This window comes from Hyphomonas sp. UBA4505 (assembly GCF_002388685.1).
Classification (GTDB): Bacteria; Pseudomonadota; Alphaproteobacteria; order Caulobacterales; family Hyphomonadaceae; genus Hyphomonas.
Window position 1 is genome coordinate 885,640 of the sequence record NZ_DGMZ01000012.1, and the last position, 16,698, is coordinate 902,337.

Annotated in this window: 15 protein-coding genes; 12 read left to right on the plus strand and 3 right to left on the minus strand. The window is 56.0% G+C overall.

The features are described 5' to 3' along the window. Positions 1–45: 45 nt before the first annotated feature. From B3527_RS13385 to B3527_RS13425, 9 genes are all read left to right on the plus strand, one after another. Positions 46–1,095, plus strand: a complete 1,050-nt coding sequence (locus B3527_RS13385; RefSeq protein WP_290480191.1) for a LacI family DNA-binding transcriptional regulator — start codon at positions 46–48, stop codon at positions 1,093–1,095. A 188-nt stretch (positions 1,096–1,283) separates the two neighbouring features. Further along, positions 1,284–1,925, plus strand: coding sequence for an RpiB/LacA/LacB family sugar-phosphate isomerase (locus B3527_RS13390; RefSeq protein ID WP_206991625.1), 642 nt, complete (start codon positions 1,284–1,286; stop codon positions 1,923–1,925). Between the two features lie 47 nt (positions 1,926–1,972). Beyond that, complete coding sequence (kduD, locus tag B3527_RS13395) at positions 1,973–2,734, plus strand: 2-dehydro-3-deoxy-D-gluconate 5-dehydrogenase KduD (RefSeq protein WP_206991626.1); 762 nt, start codon at positions 1,973–1,975, stop codon at positions 2,732–2,734. 23 nt (positions 2,735–2,757) lie between these two features. After that, positions 2,758–3,756, plus strand: coding sequence for a sugar kinase (locus B3527_RS13400; protein ID WP_290480192.1), 999 nt, complete (start codon positions 2,758–2,760; stop codon positions 3,754–3,756). 33 nt (positions 3,757–3,789) lie between these two features. Further along, the gene (locus tag B3527_RS13405; RefSeq protein ID WP_290480193.1) at positions 3,790–5,373 is read left to right on the plus strand and encodes a carboxylesterase/lipase family protein; all 1,584 of its coding nucleotides are present in this window, start codon (positions 3,790–3,792) and stop codon (positions 5,371–5,373) included. 3 nt (positions 5,374–5,376) lie between these two features. Continuing rightward, the gene (locus tag B3527_RS13410; RefSeq protein ID WP_290480194.1) at positions 5,377–5,889 is read left to right on the plus strand and encodes a hypothetical protein; all 513 of its coding nucleotides are present in this window, start codon (positions 5,377–5,379) and stop codon (positions 5,887–5,889) included. Between the two features lie 161 nt (positions 5,890–6,050). Next, positions 6,051–7,055 (plus strand): TRAP transporter substrate-binding protein, encoded by a 1,005-nt coding sequence (locus B3527_RS13415; RefSeq protein WP_414651599.1) that lies wholly within the window; start codon positions 6,051–6,053, stop codon positions 7,053–7,055. Then, positions 7,052–7,561, plus strand: a complete 510-nt coding sequence (locus B3527_RS13420) for a TRAP transporter small permease (RefSeq protein ID WP_290480196.1) — start codon at positions 7,052–7,054, stop codon at positions 7,559–7,561. The genes B3527_RS13415 and B3527_RS13420 overlap by 4 nt, the downstream gene beginning before the upstream one ends. Beyond that, on the plus strand, positions 7,552–8,829 hold the full coding sequence (locus tag B3527_RS13425; protein ID WP_290480197.1) for a TRAP transporter large permease: 1,278 nt from the start codon (positions 7,552–7,554) through the stop codon (positions 8,827–8,829). Before B3527_RS13420 ends, B3527_RS13425 begins: the two co-directional genes overlap by 10 nt. A 156-nt stretch (positions 8,830–8,985) precedes the next feature. On the opposite strand, the gene B3527_RS13430 is transcribed toward B3527_RS13425, so the two are convergent. Continuing rightward, on the minus strand, positions 8,986–9,987 hold the full coding sequence (locus tag B3527_RS13430) for a LacI family DNA-binding transcriptional regulator (protein ID WP_290480198.1): 1,002 nt from the start codon (positions 9,985–9,987) through the stop codon (positions 8,986–8,988). Between the two features lie 245 nt (positions 9,988–10,232). Between B3527_RS13430 and B3527_RS13435 the strand changes: the two genes are divergently transcribed. Together B3527_RS13435 and B3527_RS13440 are read left to right on the plus strand one after the other, a co-directional pair. Then, positions 10,233–12,188 (plus strand): sodium:solute symporter family protein, encoded by a 1,956-nt coding sequence (locus B3527_RS13435; RefSeq protein ID WP_290480199.1) that lies wholly within the window; start codon positions 10,233–10,235, stop codon positions 12,186–12,188. Continuing rightward, entirely contained in the window at positions 12,185–14,593 is a 2,409-nt protein-coding gene (locus B3527_RS13440) for a glycoside hydrolase family 3 protein (protein ID WP_290480200.1), read from the plus strand. The genes B3527_RS13435 and B3527_RS13440 overlap by 4 nt, the downstream gene beginning before the upstream one ends. Before the next feature lie 7 nt (positions 14,594–14,600). Here B3527_RS13440 and B3527_RS13445 read toward each other — a convergent pair whose 3' ends face one another. Further along, positions 14,601–15,755, minus strand: coding sequence for an AI-2E family transporter (locus tag B3527_RS13445; RefSeq protein ID WP_290480201.1), 1,155 nt, complete (start codon positions 15,753–15,755; stop codon positions 14,601–14,603). 138 nt (positions 15,756–15,893) lie between these two features. Then, on the minus strand, positions 15,894–16,067 hold the full coding sequence (locus B3527_RS13450) for a DUF1328 domain-containing protein (protein ID WP_034814608.1): 174 nt from the start codon (positions 16,065–16,067) through the stop codon (positions 15,894–15,896). Between the two features lie 163 nt (positions 16,068–16,230). On the opposite strand from B3527_RS13450, the gene B3527_RS13455 reads away from it, so the two are divergent. After that, positions 16,231–16,392, plus strand: a complete 162-nt coding sequence (locus B3527_RS13455; protein WP_290480202.1) for an entericidin A/B family lipoprotein — start codon at positions 16,231–16,233, stop codon at positions 16,390–16,392. Positions 16,393–16,698 lie beyond the last annotated feature (306 nt).

Genomic DNA, 16,698 nt, shown 5'->3' on the forward strand with positions numbered 1-16,698 from the left:
CCCCAAATCACGTCAAAAAGAGACGATGCATAGCAAGGCTTTCCCATGAGCGACGATGAACACGAGGCCAAACCGGTCCGAGACCGGTCTCAGGTAACAATTATAGACATTGCCCGCATGGCGGAGGTGTCCAAGAAAACCGTGTCTCGTGTCATCAATGAGTCACCGCTTGTTCGTGAGGAAACGCGCAAGAAGGTGAAGCGAATCATCGCTGAGACGGGCTTCACACCAAACCCTCAGGCACGCGCACTGGCTTTCCGGAAATCATTCTTGATCGGCCTCGTCTATGACAATCCAAGTCCGCAATATGTCGTCAATATGCAGCGCGGGATACTCGACACCCTGGGGGACACCGCCTTCCAGCTGGTCCTACGGCCCTGTGATCGTGGGGAAGAAGGCTATCGCGAACGCGTCCGATCTTTCATCCTACAACACAAACCACATGGCATAATCCTGACTCCATCCGTATCTGAAGATGAGGAACTTGCCGAGATTTTAAGAGAGGAGCAATGCGATTACGTTCGCATCGCCTCACTAGAACTGGACATTCCGTCGCGCAGCATTCGGACCCACGATGCTCAGGGGGCAGAAATGGCCGCCGCGCATTTGGCACAACTCGGCCACAAGCGTATCGGGCACATTCACGGACCAAAAACATTCCGCTCGGCCCACGAACGCCTGTCAGGGTTCAAACGCGGCCTTGAGGGTTATGGCCTTGAACTTGCTCCGGAATTGACGGTTGAAGGCGCCTACACATTTGATTCCGGTGTGACCAGTGCCACGCGGCTTCTCAACCGCCATGACCGACCCACAGCTATCTTTGCCGGTAATGATGAAATGGCCGTTGGCGTCTATGTCGCCGCTCGAAAGGCTGGCTTGAGAATTCCCGAAGACCTCTCGATTGTCGGTTTTGACGATACACCAATATCCGCAAGGATCTGGCCGCCGCTTACCACAGTTCGGTCTCCTATCCGCGAAGTTGGGCGCGCCGCCGCTGATCTCTTGGTGAAGCGTGGAGCAGGCTCCAGCGGCAACCAGGAACTACAATCTTTTCAGTTGGAGCTTGTGGTGCGAGAATCGACCCGCACAATCTAATTCTCGCCCGATCAACCGGTTGTCAGTCTGAAACACAAATGTTATGACACCGGTTACCAAACACGCCACACCGAAGATCACCGGGGTGATGACAGTCCTGGTCCAGATTCGGAACCTGATCACGGACGCGCCCTATCCCAGCTACGCTTTTCGAGGCGAAGTACTCAAGCAACAAAAGGAATACCCCCATGAAGATTGCGCTCATTATTGAAAATAGCCAGGCTGCGAAGAGCAGCATTGTCCATGACGCGCTTACTTCAGTTGCAGAGCCACTCGGCCATTCCGTTGCCCATTGCGGAATGTCCGGCCCGGACGACGAGGCACATCTGACTTATCCAATGATCGGCATCATGGCTGGCATTCTGATCAACTCAAACGCAGCAGATTTCATTGTTACAGGTTGCGGCACAGGCATGGGTTCCAACCTCGCATGCAATGCAATGCCCGGCGTATTCTGTGGCCTTGTCATCGATCCAACAGACGCCTTCCTGTTCGCCCAGATCAATGACGGCAACGCGATTTCCATGCCGTACGCGAAGGGCTTCGGCTGGGCTGCTGAACTCAATCTCCAGGACTGTTATCGTAAGCTTTTCGAGGGTGAGCCGGGCCTGGGCTATCCGAGAGAACGCGCCGCTGTCATGGCTGAGAATCGCGGGATTCTCACTAAGCTCAAGGAAGCCTCCTGCAAGGACATGCTTACCGTCCTCAAGTCAGTCGATCAGGATCTCTTGAAGGCTGCAGTCTCTGGTGAGAAATTCCAGGAGTTCTTCTTCGCAAACAGCCAGGATGCGGCCCTCACCGACTATGTAAAGCAGGTACTCGCCTCCTAGGCCTCGAGCGGACAACAATCGCAACAAGACGACATTCGGAGCGACCCATGAAGACCAATCCCTTCAGGCTTGAAGGCAAGAGCGCCATTGTCACCGGAGCCAACACAGGCCTCGGCCAGGGCATGGCTGTTGCGCTGGCGGAAGCGGGAGCAGACATTTGCCTTGTCGGCCGAAGTGCACCGTCAGAGACCTTGGACATGCTGGCTGGGACCGGCTGCAAAACGCACTCGATCCTCGCAGACCTCGGCTCGGCAGACAGTGTAGAGACTATCGTCACAGAAGCCAAATCAGCTCTCGGCGCCGTGGACATACTCATCAACAATGCCGGTATCATCAAACGCAACGATTCGATCGACTTCACCTTTGACGAGTGGGATTCGGTCATGAATGTGAATCTTCGTACGTTGTTCTTCCTGAGTCAGGCGGTCGCACGTGAAATGATTGCCGCCAGCAAGGGTGGCAAAATCGTCAACATCGCATCGATGCTCTCGTTCCAAGGTGGCATTCGCGTGCCGTCCTATACTGCCTCCAAGAGCGGCGTAGCCGGACTTACCAAGATCCTCGCCAATGAATGGGCCAAGCACGGCATTAATGTGAATGCGATTGCCCCCGGCTACTTCGCGACAAACAATACAGCGGCCTTGCAAGCCGATGAAACGCGCAACACCGAAATCCTCGGCCGTATTCCAGCAGGTCGCTGGGGTAAGCCGTCCGATCTCGGTGGCGCGGCGGTCTTCTTGTCATCGAGCGCATCTGATTACGTGCAGGGCATTACGCTGCCTGTCGATGGCGGCTGGCTGGCCCGCTGAGCCGGGAGAAAGGTTGACCAGACATGGCGGCCACAATCGTCTGCTTCGGAGAACTCCTGCTCCGCATGAGTGCGTCCGACAATCAACGTCTGATGCAATTGCCATCATTGAACGTGCATGTCGGCGGCGCCGAGGCGAATGTCGCCATCTCACTCGCCCAGTTCGGGCACACGTCCCGCATGGTCAGTTCTTTGCCTGAAAACCCGCTTGCTGACGCGGTGATCAGGGATTTGAGGTCGCATGACGTTCAGACCAATTCGATCCAGAGGCGCGAAGGTCGGGTCGGGCTCTACTTTCTCGAAACCGGGGCAGTCCAAAGACCATCTCGTATTACGTATGACCGGGCTGGAAGCAGCTTCGTTGAGACTCCCGCCGCGACGTATGACTGGCTGACATTGCTTGAAGATGCGGACTGGTTACACATTTCCGGCATCACGCCAGCCACGGGCCCCGATGCGGCTGGTGCGGCATTGGCTGCAGCGCGCACTGCTGTCGCGCAGGGTGTAAACGTCTCATTCGACGGTAACTATCGCGAACAGCTCTGGAAAAGCTGGTCCGGAAATGGTCCGGAGATTCTGGCCCAATTGCTAGAACACGCCACCCTCGCCTTTATCAATGAATTGGACGTACAGCTCGTTTTTGGAGAAAAATATCCTGGGCGTGAGGATGCGGAGAAGACTGCTTTCGCGCGGTTCCCCCGATTGAAATATGTCGCATCGACATTACGCGAGCAGGTCGGCGCAAGTCACCACCGCCTCACAGGCCGTCTGGCAACACGCGATGGCACCTGGCATTCGCCGGTAATGGACTTGCCCGGCATAGTAGATCGAATCGGTGGGGGCGATGCGTATGCAGCCGGCATCCTGCACGGCCTGATCTCACGTGACACGCCGCAGAAAACTGTAAACTTCGCAACGGCAGCAGCTGCGATCAAGCATTCCGTGGCCGGAGATTACAACAGAACGAGTGTTGGGGAGGTGGAAATCCTTTTGACGCAAACGGATCTGGACGTGCGCCGCTAGACCAGTGAAGCAGGGAGGGCTTGAAACTTGACGATGAACCGACGGGCCTTTACTCGCGGCACCGCCGCGCTTGCACTCAGTTCTCCGCTCATGGGGCTCGCTGGCAAGCCATCCGAACATCCTGTCGCCACCACCACACACGGAAAGGTTCGCGGCTATCGCCGCAAGGCAGTCAATATCTTCAAGGGCGTCCGCTATGGTGCGGATACGGCGCCAACGCGTTTTGCCAAGCCACGCCCCCCTGTCCCTTGGGCGGATACGCGGGACGCGACCGAGTATGGGGCGACTGCTCCGCAATTGGGAAATGTGGAGAATGTCAGCGAAGATTGCCTGTTCCTGAATATCTGGACGCCAGGTCTGGCCGATGGTGGCAATCGTCCGATCATGGTCTATTTCCATGGTGGAGCCTATGCCAGCGGTTCCGGATCTTCACCGCTCTATGATGGGACGAACCTGGCGACCAAGGGTGACGTGGTCGTAATCACGGTGAACCATCGGCTGAATGCGTTTGGGTACTTGTCGCTTAGTCGACTCAATAAGGATTTTCCTCACTCCGGCAATGCCGGCATGTGGGATCTTGTGCTTGCACTTGAATGGGTACGCGACAATGCGGCCGCCTTCGGAGGCGATCCGTCGCGAGTCTTCGTCTTTGGTCAGTCCGGTGGGGGGGCAAAGATTGCCACCCTGATGGCCGCGCCGTCCGCCCGAGGCCTGTTTCATTCCGCAGCCACAATGAGCGGTCAACAAGTCACCGCCTGTGGTCCCTTGAACGGCCAGCTTCGCGCACAAGCCTATCTCGACACCCTCGGCATCGCACCAGAAGACACAACTGCGTTGCGAGCAGCTCCGGTGGAAACCCTCATCGACGCACTCGCAACGCGTGATCCGGTCAATCCGGAGCACGGCCTATATTTTGGTCCTGTCCTGGATGGACGTTTTCTCAACCGCCATCCCTTTTGGCCTGGCGCTCCGGGACAGTCCTCATCGATCCCCATGATCCTCGGGAACACGAAGGACGAGACTCGAAACCTGATTGGCGCAAAGCATCCAGACACATTCCACCTCGATTGGTCGGACGTTCGAACACTTCTAGCAGATCATATGCGGTGCGACATCGACCCAGACGATGTCGTAATGGAGTATCGTGCCCTCTACCCGTCCTATTCGCCGAGTGATGTATTTTTTGCAGCCACTACGGCCGGGCGGTCGTGGCGCGGACAGGTGGAAGAGGCAGATATGCGCGCGGCTGAGAACGGCCCGACCTGGGTTTACCAGTTCAACCTCGGCTCGCCAGAAGAGGGTGGAAAATGGGGCGCACCGCACACGATGGACATCGCCTTTGCCTTCGACAATTTGGACCAATCCGGCACGTATGGCGGCACAAAGGTTCCCTCAACAGGCGAGTATGCACGCGTCGCAGACGAACTGTCTCGCGCCTTCATCTCCATGGCCAGGGAAGGCCAGCCCAATCATCCCGGGTTGCCGGACTGGTCTCGACATACGCTGCCAAACCGGGAGACACTGGTATTCGGCACCACGACCCGGCTCGAGAATGACCCGCGCAAAGGCGAAAGGGAACTCTTCGCCAAAGTACCTTTCACTCAATGGGGGACCTGATCCATGAAATCTGCCACTCACATCATCGTCGCTGCCGGCATTCTGTCGGCCTGCTCACCAACTCAAGTGCCCGAACCTCAAAGCCAAGGCGACATTGTTACCGAAGTGGCGCCCACAGACCTGCCCGGACCGGTGCAATCTGCCGTCTCCGAGGCCATGCCCGACATGACGGTACTGGAAGTGCTTCGAAAGGAACGCGGCCAGCGCGTCTATTTCGATGTCGAAGGTGAACGCGCCGACGGATCCGAAATCGAACTTGATGTCCTGTACGCCGACGGCGTTGCAGAAGTTGTTGAAATTCAGCGGGACCTGCCCTGGACCGCCGTACCTGCAGACGTTCAAGCCGCCGCCACGGCAGCAGGCGCGGCTGAGCCGGTCCGGATCATCGAGAGTACGCAAACCGATGGCAGCATCATCTATGAATTGTTCGCCGACGGCATGCCAAAAAACCCGGCCATGGAAGTACAGTCGAAAGACGGGCAAGTGGAAGTGCTGGCTGAACGTTGGCCGCATTAAAGTTGGCCAGGCACCTTGCAGAATAAATGACACCGGTTACCATGGGTGGTGACCGCACGAGCCGCCTCTCTAAAAGAGGCCTTTGAAATGGCCGTACTGGGGAGGAGAGATATGAGGCGGGATCAGTTCCTTTACACGACTGTACGTGCGGTGCGCCCATGATGCGTGGCATACCAGTTATCTCACGTCGGCAAGCCCTGATCAGCATGGCAGCCGCCACAAGTTTGGCTGCGTGCAATCAGAGTTCGGGCCGGGATTTGCTGAGTGCAGACTCTCATCCGGAAGAATATCCGACCGTTCAGGCCGTCAAGGAAATGGGGCGCCTTTTGAACGAGCGCAGCGGGGGCAGGCTTCGTATCAAGATGTACGCGGGCGGACAGCTCGGCTCGGAGCGCGACACGCTAGAAATCACCTCGTTCGGGGGTCTTGACCTGAACCGGGTAAACCTCGCACCGCTTAACTCGATCGAACCCCTGACGACCATCCCTGCGCTTCCGTTCTTGTTTTCCTCAACTTCCCATATGCGGACGGCACTCGACGGACCTGCAGGCGACCGAATTCTCGACTCGCTCGCGCCGCACGATCTCATCGGCCTGTGCTTCTACGATTCTGGCGAACGCAGCTTCTACAATACGCGCAAGCCAATACTGTCACCAGACGATATGGCTGGCATGAAAATACGCGTGCCGAATTCCGACCTCTACGTCGCCATGATCAAGGCACTCGGCGCCGACGCAACGCCTATGTCGCTCGGTGAAGTCTATCAGGCACTGGTCCAGGGCGTGATTGATGGTGCAGAGAACAATTGGCCATCCTTCGAAAGTGGCCGCCATTTCGAAGCTGCGCCCTTCTATAGTCTTACTCGGCACATCATCGCGCCTGAAGTCCTGGTCATGTCGGCCAGCCGTTGGCGAAAGCTTTCTGATGGCGACAAGACGCTGGTCCAACAGTCGGCTCGTGATTCCGTACCCTTCATGCGCAAACTCTGGGATGAGCGCGTCGCCGAGTCCCGTGAAAAGATCATCGCTGCGGGTGTGTCGGTGAATGAAGTGGCAGATTTAGGTGCCTTTCAGCAGAAAATGCGTCCGGTCTGGGACCGTTTCGTCAGAACCGACACCCAGAAAGAGATTGTTGCAGAAATCGAAGCGCTAAGGCCTGACGCATGATACGCCTCCTGACTAATATCACGCATTTCACTGCAGACTGGCTGGTGCGAGTTGCAGCAGTCGGACTGGTCCTGATGACGCTGATCATTGGGTGGCAAGTCTTCGGCCGATATGTCTTGAATTCCAGCCCTTCCTGGTCTGAACAAGCCTCGCTCGCCCTGATGATCTGGTATGTGTCTCTCGCGGCCGCTGCAGGCGTCCGGGAAGGTTTCCACATCAGAATCGTAGCGCTTGAAAATGCAGTTGGTCCAAAGACGCGACTCTGGATGCGGATCATTTCAAACATCATCGTCGGCGGGTGTGGGCTGGCTATGCTGGTCTGGGGCGGCCAATTGGTTGCCAAGACTTGGAGTCATGTCATTCCCTCGCTCGGACTGCCTCGGGGATTGGCCTATCTCGGCTTACCTATTGCGGGCGCCTTGATGGCGGTGTTCTCGCTCGAACGCATATTCGAAGAACTTTCGGGCGAAAAAATTACAGATGAGGAGGACCCAAGATGGAGTTGATCATTCTGGTCAGTGTTCTGGTCGTTCTGCTCGCGCTTGGCGTGCCGGTCGCATATTCTCTACTCGGGTCGGCCATGGCGACGTTCCTTGCCCTCGACATCCCGATGGTCGTGGTTTTCCAACGCATGGCGGCCGGCGTCAGTGTCTTTACGCTGATGGCGATTCCCTTCTTCATCTTCGCTGGGGACCTCATGTACAGGTCAGGCATCGCAAAGCGATTGGTCGAAGTTGCCGAAGGCGCTTTCGGGCGCACACGAGGCGGACTCGGCCTCGTAAATGTTGGGGCGTCCACCATGTTTGGCGCTGTCTCCGGCTCCGCGATTGCCAGCGCTTCGGCTATGGGATCCACGCTGATGCCCTTGATGCGTGAGCGTGGATATGATGGCGATTATACCGTCAATGTCACCGTTACCGCCGCCATTGTCGGCCTACTCATTCCGCCCTCACACAACATGATTATATATTCCGCCGCCAGCGGAATCGGCGTGTCGATCGGAGATTTGTTCCTGGCTGGTATCGTGCCCGGCGTGATGACCGCAGCCTTGCTTATGTTCGTCGCCTGGCGCGTCGCTGTCCTGCGTGGCTATGCCAGCGGTGCCTTTCCTGGCTGGCGTAGCTTTACGCGCGCGCTCCTGTTCGCCATCCCCGGCCTGATGACAGCGATCATCATCATGGGCGGCATTCTGTCAGGTATCTTCACCGCCACGGAATCTTCTGCCATTGCGGTCATCTACACGATCGCTATCGGAGCTCTGGTCTATCGAACGCTGGGATGGAAGCGCTTTTTTGAAGCCGCCATGCAATCGGTAAAGATCACGGCGATGGTGCTGCTTATCATCGGTGCAGCGACTGCATTCGGCTACGCGCTCGCCATCCTTGAAGCACCAGCGAAGCTGGCTGACATGATTACGTCCGCCACCAGCAATCCGATACTTGTCCTTCTCATCGTGAATGTCATCCTGCTTGTGCTCGGCACATTCATGGACATGTCGCCTCTCATCATCATCACAACTCCGATCTTGTTGCCGGTAGTCATGGAAGTGGGCGTCGATCCAGTTCACTTTGGCATTGTCATGATGCTGAATTTAGGGATCGGGCTTGTGACGCCGCCAGTGGGATCGGTGCTATTTGTTGGGTCTGCGGTCGGAAAAGTTCCGGTGGAACAGGCTGTGAAGACGATCTGGCCCTTCTATGGCGCGCTTCTGCTCGCGCTCATGATCATTACATTCGTGCCCGCGCTGTCTCTCACACTACCGAGCCTGTTTTGATTGGCACCAACCTGCGCCTCCATCTCCTCATTCTTGGCTTGGGCCTTTCGCTGACGACATGCGCGATGGGCCGATCATCTTCTGTTCCTAAATAGGTATCTGGACTGACCTCGTTCCCCACTGGGACCGCGCGCACGACATTTTCAATCCACCCGGTTAGCCAACCTCTCGAACACTCGCTCTGGCCACCAATTCGGTTGCAAGCATTTCGTGTATCCCCGTCACAGCGTGGCCTCTGAGAATGTCACACATAAGGGTCATGGCTACTTCTCCTATTTTTTCCGCAGGCTGCATCACAGTGGTCAGGGGCGGCGTACAGTATTTTCCGAATTCAATGTTGTCGAAGCCGGAGATCGACAGGTCGTTCGGCAGGTTGAAACCAAGATCATACGCCGCGCGGATTGCGCCAATCGCGATCTCATCACTCATACAGAATAGCGCCGACACATTCGGCTTGCGTGATAATAGGCGCATGGCCGAACTCTCCCCACCCGCCATCGAGTAGGGCCCATATGCCACCATGGTCTCGTCGAGCAGTAGTTCCCGTGCAGCCAACGCATCGCGAATACCCGTCAGCCGCTCTCGCGTTACCAGTCGGTCTTTCAGGCCTGCCAACACTCCGATCCGACGATGGCCTGACGCCATAAGGTGTTCCGCCATCATTGCCGCGGCGCTGCGATCATCGATACCGACGGTCGGATACCGACCGCGCGGATCGGCGCTGATCGCCTGCACGAAGGGAATCGCGCAGTGTTCACCCTCATGATGCAACTGGTCGAGCGGCCGCTCGCCCAGCTGGATCACGCCATCGGCGCGATAGGTTTCCACCATCTCCACACCAACGGACTCGATGGCCGCATCGTCTCCGGTGTCAGACACGATCAAATTGAACTTGTTCTCTACCGCGACACGCTCAATGCCCGAGACAACTCTCGCGAACAGGACATTTGCAATGTCCGGGACCATGACAAGCACTGTATTGGTCCGCTTCTCACGGAACAATTGAGCCAATGAGCTCGGCTTGTATTTGAGTTCTTCGGCGGCGGCCAGGACGCGTTCGAGCGTCGTTGTGGACAGTTTACTCGGATCTGAAAATGCCCGCGACACTGTCGCGGGGGAGACAGCAGCCAGTTTTGCAACATCCCTGATCTGAGCCATTGAAATTCTCCTACGAGCCATTTCGCTTTTTTAAGGCTCCGCGTCGGGGTAACTCGCCCGAATGATGGAACGATCTGGTCATCAAACACCATGACCGCTTGCAATGAAACCGGTTGTATTGAATGTTCTCATGGTCAGGCACGCAGAGAACGTTGGCGACCGCGGCCCATTTGGCTGCAAGGAGGAATTCGGCGCACCGCCGCCCGCCCGGGGGAACCGCGTGCACAAACGAGGAGTTGGGGACCTTGAGTCTGCATCCAATTGATATGGCCGTGATCGCGGCATACATCGGCTTGACGCTATTTATCGGCTTCTGGATTTCCACCCGGGCCAATAAGGGCATGCGGAGCTACTTTCTGGGTGGCAATCGGCTGCCTTGGTATGCGCTGGGCCTGTCGAACGCCTCTGGCATGTTCGATGTGGCTGGCACGATGTGGCTCGTATCCATCCTGTTCGTTTATGGTTTGAAAAGCATCTGGATCCCATGGCTCTGGCCCGTCTTCAACCAGATATTTCTCATGGTCTTCCTCTCCATCTGGTTGCGCCGATCGGGCGCGATGACCGGGGCAGAGTGGATCACCTTCCGGTTCGGCGATGGCCCAGCCGCGCGATTAAGCCATTTGATTGTTGTGTTGTTCGCGTTGATCCTGGTGCTTGCCTACATGGCCTACGGCTTCCTCGGTATCGGCAAGCTCGCCGTCCAGTTCATCCCGCTAGACCTGGCGGGCCTTCTTCAGCTCGACGTTTTCCTGCCTACCGCGCTGAAGGCGCCCAATCTCGCCGGTGACCTTCTGGCCCAGAGAGAAGCCGCCATGATCTCACTCAATGAGAAGGTTTTCGGCGTTATCCTGATCTTTCTTACGTCGCTCTATGTCATCAAGGGCGGCATGTATTCGGTAGTATTTACCGAAGTCATACAATTCCTCGTCATCACGGTTGCCAGTGTTGGTATTGCCGTGATCGCCATGATGCATGTGGCGCCGGATACGCTGGCTGCGGCAGTCCCCGAAGGCTGGGACAATCCCTTTTTTGGATGGAGGCTTGGTCTCGATTGGTCCAATCTGCTGCCCTCCGCAGATACCAAGATAGCGAGTGAGGGCTACTCGCTGTTCTCAATATTTTTCATGCTTGTCTTGCTGAAGGGCATCTTCACATCACTTGCCGGGCCGGCCCCAAACTATGATATGCAGCGCATCCTTTCAGCCCGCACCCCGATCGAAGCCGCCAAGATGAGCGCGCTGGTCAGCGTTGTGCTGAATGTCCCGCGTTATTTGCTGATCACCGGCCTGACGATTCTCGCTCTGGTCTATTTCAGCCCATATTTGCGGGACATGGGGACAGATGCGGACTTTGAGGCCGTACTGCCATTTGCACTACGTGAATTCATTCCAGTCGGGCTGCTCGGCCTCACACTCGCCGGATTGCTGGCTGCCTTCATGTCCAGCTTCGCCGCCCCCCTTAACGCCGCCCCCGCATATGTTGTAAATGACATCTATCGTAAATACATTAAACCGAACGCGTCTGAGAAGACGTATCTCAGGATCAGCTACCTCGTGTCCACGGTCTTCGTGATCATTGGCACGCTCATCGGAGTGTTCCTGACCAGCATCGACAATGTCATCAACTGGATCACGGCAGGGCTTTATGGCGGATACACAGCCGCCAATGTCGTGAAATGGTACTGGTGGCGCATGAATGGTTACGGTTACTTCTGGGGCATGCTGACGGGTATCGTGTTTGCGCTTGGGTTAGGCATGCCACAGGTGGACATCAATCCGTTGCAGGCTTTCCCATTCTTCTTCGTAGCGTGCCTTTTCGCCGTGGTGATCGGATCTCTGGTGACCAAGCCGACCAATATGGAAACATTGCAGCGATTCTACTTGAAGACGCGCCCATGGGGCCTTTGGGGGCCTGTCGCCGACTCACTCGCGGCCGCCGGCCGAACTGTCTCCCCCAATACGAACTTGAAGCGTGACTTGATTAACGTAGCCGTGGGAATTGTCTGGCAGACTGCCCTGGTCTGCGTCCCTATTTTCCTTGTGATTCAAGACTGGCCCAAAATGCTTGCAGCTCTTTCAGTTGTGCTCATCACCAGCGTATTCCTGAAGCTTAACTGGTATGACCAGATGAGAGATTACCCCGAAGACTACTCTCCCGACGAGGAACGAACACATAAATCCGATGTCGGACTTAATTTGTGACTGACTGGTCTATTTCCACGCTTGCTCTGTCCGATTGGCCGAAGGCGCAAACGCCACGCCTGCAATCCGAGAAAACAGAGGCCCTGATTGAGCGAATTCTGGAGTGGCTGACACCCGCGCAAAAGGTAGGGCAAATCATTCAGGCCGATATTGCTTCAGTGACGCCTGAGGATGTCGCCGCCTATCATCTCGGTTCAGTGCTGAATGGCGGCAATTCTGCACCAAACGGAAATCAACGTGCCAGCCTCGCCGATTGGCTGGAACTCGCCGATGCATTTTGGGCGGCATCCATGCGTGCAGATGGCCCCCGCATTCCGATACTGTGGGGCACCGATGCTGTTCACGGCCACAACAATCTGATCGGGGCAACAGTCTTCCCACATAATGTCGGACTGGGTGCCACGCGGGATGCAGAACTGGTGGAACGCATAGGCGCCGCTACCGCACGTGAAGTACGTGCATCAGGTATGGATTGGGCATTCTCTCCGACCGTCGCCGTCGCACGCGACAGCCGGTGGGGCCGGGCCTATGAGTCCTATTCGGAATCCCCCCAATTAGTCGCCGAGCTAAGCGCCGCCCTGGTCCGAGGCCTACAAGGCATTTCGGGCAACGAGAATTTCCTCGGTGACACCAAGATACTCGCCTGCGCGAAACACTTCATTGGTGATGGTGGCACTCATGGTGGGCGGGACCAGGGCGAAACGATCGCCACAGAAGCCGAGTTACGCGAGGTCCACGCCGCCGGCTACTACGCCACTCTCGAAGCTGGAGTGCAGACTGTGATGGCCTCTTTTTCGAGTTGGGGCGGTCGTAAAATGCACGGACACAAAGCCTTTCTCACCGACCTTCTAAAAGCCCATTGGGGCTTCGATGGTGTGGTTGTGGGAGATTGGGACGGGCACGGGCAAATAGAGGGCGCCACCCCAACTGATTGCCCGGACGCGTTGATGGCGGGCCTCGATATGTATATGGCCCCCGACAGTTGGAAGGGCCTGCATGCGTCCCTATTGCGCCACCTTGAGTCCGGACGAATTTCCCAGGAGCGTCTGGACGATGCGGTTCGCCGGGTTCTCCGGCTAAAAATGCGTGCAGGCCTGTGTACTCAACCCACTCCCAGCGAACGAGCCCTAGCTGTGAGGGGAAATATTGTTGGGTGCACGGCCCATACGGAACTTGCCGCTGTCGCCGTCCAGAAGTCTGCCGTTTTGCTGAAGAATGCGAACAATGTTTTGCCTTTGCAGTCGAACCAAAGAATCCTGGTGACGGGTCCCGCGGCGGATGATCTCGGCATGATGTGCGGAGGGTGGTCGCTCTCCTGGCAGGGCGGTAATCTCAATCCGACCGACTATCCGCATGCCGAAACCTTTCTGGCGGGAATTCGACGGGTGGGCCAAGAGCATGGCGGGACAATTATCTATTCACCCGACGGGCGCATCAAAGACTCTCCGGACATTGCCATTCACGTGTTTGGAGAGCCCCCCTATGCCGAGTTTCGCGGAGACCTGTCGACGCTGGATTTTCAGCCCCGAGACAAGAAAGATGCCGACACGCTCAAACGGTTGCGCAAGGCCGGCATCCCCACCATCTGCATCTTCCTCTCTGGGCGACCGCTTTGGGTCAATCCATCATTGAATGCGTCCGACGCCTTCATCGCAGCATTTCTTCCCGGCACTCAGGCAGGCGCACTCGCTGATGTGCTGTTCGCAACGAATGGTCTCGACTTCTCCGGCAAACTATCTTTTTCCTGGCCCCAATATGCGGATCAATACGCGCTCAATATGGGTTCGCAGCCCTATGACCCCCTGTTTCCATTCGGGTTCGGACTATCCATGAAGGACTGTGGGAACCTGCGGATACTGCATGAAGATGGCGTCGTCACCCAGCCCGACCATGGCACAATTTTTGAGTTAGGCCGAACCGCAGGAAGTTGGACGGTGCACCTTGAGAATAGTGAAATTGGGAAACCTTGGCATGGCGGCGAAGCCATCTCTGCTGCGGGAGCGATAATGCTCAAGTCAGCTGACTTGGGGCAACAAGAAAATGCCATCGAGATCGTTTGGAAGGGTGACTCCTTTGCGCCTGTCCTTTTCTCACACGAGAGACTGGACCTGACTCGGGAGGTCAACGCTGGTTTCTGTTTCACCTTGACTTTGGACGTTTCTCAGCAGGATGCAGGTAACATTGTTCTAGCTGTACTTTCCGAGTCCGGCCGGCATGAGATAGGCAACTTGTCCGAACTTGAACGGGACGTCGGAGAGAAGGGAACATCGATTTTCCAAATTCCACTCCGAGAAGTATCTGAATCAGGTGCGGTTATGTCCTTGATTGAGGGTATCGAGTTCTCGGCCCGAAGGCCGGCACGTATTGTCTTGTCGCACTTGGCCATGGTGATGCCCGACGGCTGAAGGGAACTCACCCTTCTTCCGAAAGTGGAGTATCTTTTTGGCGGAACACGAACTTCATCAATCGTGAATCCGAACCGGACAGGTCGTCCCGATCACCCAGGAATTTTCCGAAGCTCTCCAATCCATTCACATTGTCGGACACGACTTTTGCCATTAGCAGGATCGGCGTCGACAACAACATTCCCATAAATGACCAAACCCAGGCCCACAACGCAAATGAAATGAATACGACGACCGCGTTCAGCTTGAGGCGGCGCCCCACCAGCACGGGCGTTAAAAACTGTCCTTCTATGGTGTTTATCAGCCAATAAAGCAGCGCGGGCAGTAGCGCCTGGAGAGTGTTGTCAAAGGTCACCAAACCAGTCACGAGCGAAACCGTGATTCCTCCGATGGAACCAATGTACGGAATATAATTGAGCAAGAATGCGCCCAACCCGAACAGCAGCGGATTGGGCATCCCGATCGCCCACATAACCGAACCGATGACCATGCCGAGCACTGCATTGATCGCTGTAATGGTGAAGAGATAAGTTGAAAGCTGGTTTTCTATAGTGCGCGCAGCTGCCAACGCTCGTCGCTTGTCCTTGAGCTTGGGCATGACCTGCACAAGCTTCTCATAGAACATGTCACCCGATGCGATAAGGAAGAAGCTCAACGTCAACGTCACGATCAATTGGCTGACCACAGCCGGCGTGGCTTGGGTCATTACACTGACGAAACCTGGCTCTCGTATCGCGACTGTTTGCTGTTTACCCTGACTTGTAAGCGCATCAATCTGATCGCCAGCCTTCAATACCGGCTCAATTGTACCAAAAAGACCACTCAATTCGCGGCGAACTTCAGCAGCGAAAGTCGGCGCGTCACTCATATACTGCTGTAGAGCTTCAGATATGAAGTAGAACAGGACTCCGAACACAACGAGAAGACTGACCATGATTATGCCGGCTGCGGCACCCGCAGGAATTCCGATCCGGCCAAGTGCGCGCCTCACAGGACTGAAAGTCAGCGCAAGAACAAATGCGGAGATAATTGGAACAAATACACCTTGGGCAAGACTCAGTGTCCCAAGCGCGAGGATCCAGAATATTCCGGTGATGGCCCAATTGCGCACCACATCCCGCTTGTTGTCTGGAGCATCCGGGGAAGCCATGTATTCTTTCACAGCCTATACCTCCTCCCGGTGACGCCTTAATTTACCTACGCCGCTGCAGGAAAATAGTTCCATTGCGGTCTTTATAGAAAGCAAGCAAAAAAAGGGCGCTGCAGTCGCAACGCCCTTTTCAAAAAGATGCAAACCTCACTAGGTCACATTTCGTCCACGGACGGCCCGTGCCACGAAGGACAAGACCAACAGAACGAGGAAAACGAAGAACAGGATTTTGGCGATACCTGCCGAAGCACCAGCGATGCCACCAAAGCCGAGGACTGCGGCGATCAACGCCAATACGAAAAATGCGATTGCCCAACCGAGCATGACAATAACTCCTTCTATCAAACAAATCGACGCGTCGTGGTCGATACGATGACAGTACAACCCGGTCGCAGGCATCCGAGTTCCCGATTATTTTTTGATCGACCATTGGAACCAAGGGGCACGGGTAACGTTTGTTTACTGCTTAAAGCGGAAAGGAATTATCATGAAAAATACCGTGAAGATCGCAACACTCGGTGCCTTGGGCGCTCTGGCCACCCTGCTGGCTGCCTGCAACACTGTTGACGGCGTTGGCAAGGATGTCGAAGCCGGTGGCGAAGTTATCCAGGATACCGCACAAGACGTTGAAGAAGACATCAACGACTAAGCGGGCCGCAAACCAAGCCTGAAAAGACACGCTCAAATCGAGCGTGTCTTTTTTTTAGCTCGTATGTTGGAAGTGAGCGGTACTCACAGGGCAGCAAGAACTACCTATTGTGTGGAATGAACCGCTTGGCCGGAATAGGAGATCAGCAAAACTCGTGTTCGCTTGCTGGTGCGCATCAGCTCTGTGTGTTTGCGCAAACAGGTCCAGATCTGCCCAAGTCCAATAATCAGCACAGACAGCATCGCGCCAACGCGACGCGGGCCGTTCAAACGACGAAAAATTTCAAGGTGAGAGCTCAAACTACGG

What these genes read in the sequence shown, in the direction of transcription:
- B3527_RS13385 (WP_290480191.1), top strand. Translation starts at nt 46, where the DNA reads ATGAGCGACGATGAACACGAGGCCAAACCGGTCCGAGACCGGTCTCAG.
- B3527_RS13390 (WP_206991625.1), top strand. Translation starts at nt 1,284, where the DNA reads ATGAAGATTGCGCTCATTATTGAAAATAGCCAGGCTGCGAAGAGCAGC.
- kduD (WP_206991626.1), top strand. Translation starts at nt 1,973, where the DNA reads ATGAAGACCAATCCCTTCAGGCTTGAAGGCAAGAGCGCCATTGTCACC.
- B3527_RS13400 (WP_290480192.1), top strand. Translation starts at nt 2,758, where the DNA reads ATGGCGGCCACAATCGTCTGCTTCGGAGAACTCCTGCTCCGCATGAGT.
- B3527_RS13405 (WP_290480193.1), top strand. Translation starts at nt 3,790, where the DNA reads ATGAACCGACGGGCCTTTACTCGCGGCACCGCCGCGCTTGCACTCAGT.
- B3527_RS13410 (WP_290480194.1), top strand. Translation starts at nt 5,377, where the DNA reads ATGAAATCTGCCACTCACATCATCGTCGCTGCCGGCATTCTGTCGGCC.
- B3527_RS13415 (WP_414651599.1), top strand. Translation starts at nt 6,051, where the DNA reads ATGCGTGGCATACCAGTTATCTCACGTCGGCAAGCCCTGATCAGCATG.
- B3527_RS13420 (WP_290480196.1), top strand. Translation starts at nt 7,052, where the DNA reads ATGATACGCCTCCTGACTAATATCACGCATTTCACTGCAGACTGGCTG.
- B3527_RS13425 (WP_290480197.1), top strand. Translation starts at nt 7,552, where the DNA reads ATGGAGTTGATCATTCTGGTCAGTGTTCTGGTCGTTCTGCTCGCGCTT.
- B3527_RS13430 (WP_290480198.1), bottom strand. Translation starts at nt 9,987, where the DNA reads ATGGCTCAGATCAGGGATGTTGCAAAACTGGCTGCTGTCTCCCCCGCG.
- B3527_RS13450 (WP_034814608.1), bottom strand. Translation starts at nt 16,067, where the DNA reads ATGCTCGGTTGGGCAATCGCATTTTTCGTATTGGCGTTGATCGCCGCA.
- B3527_RS13455 (WP_290480202.1), top strand. Translation starts at nt 16,231, where the DNA reads ATGAAAAATACCGTGAAGATCGCAACACTCGGTGCCTTGGGCGCTCTG.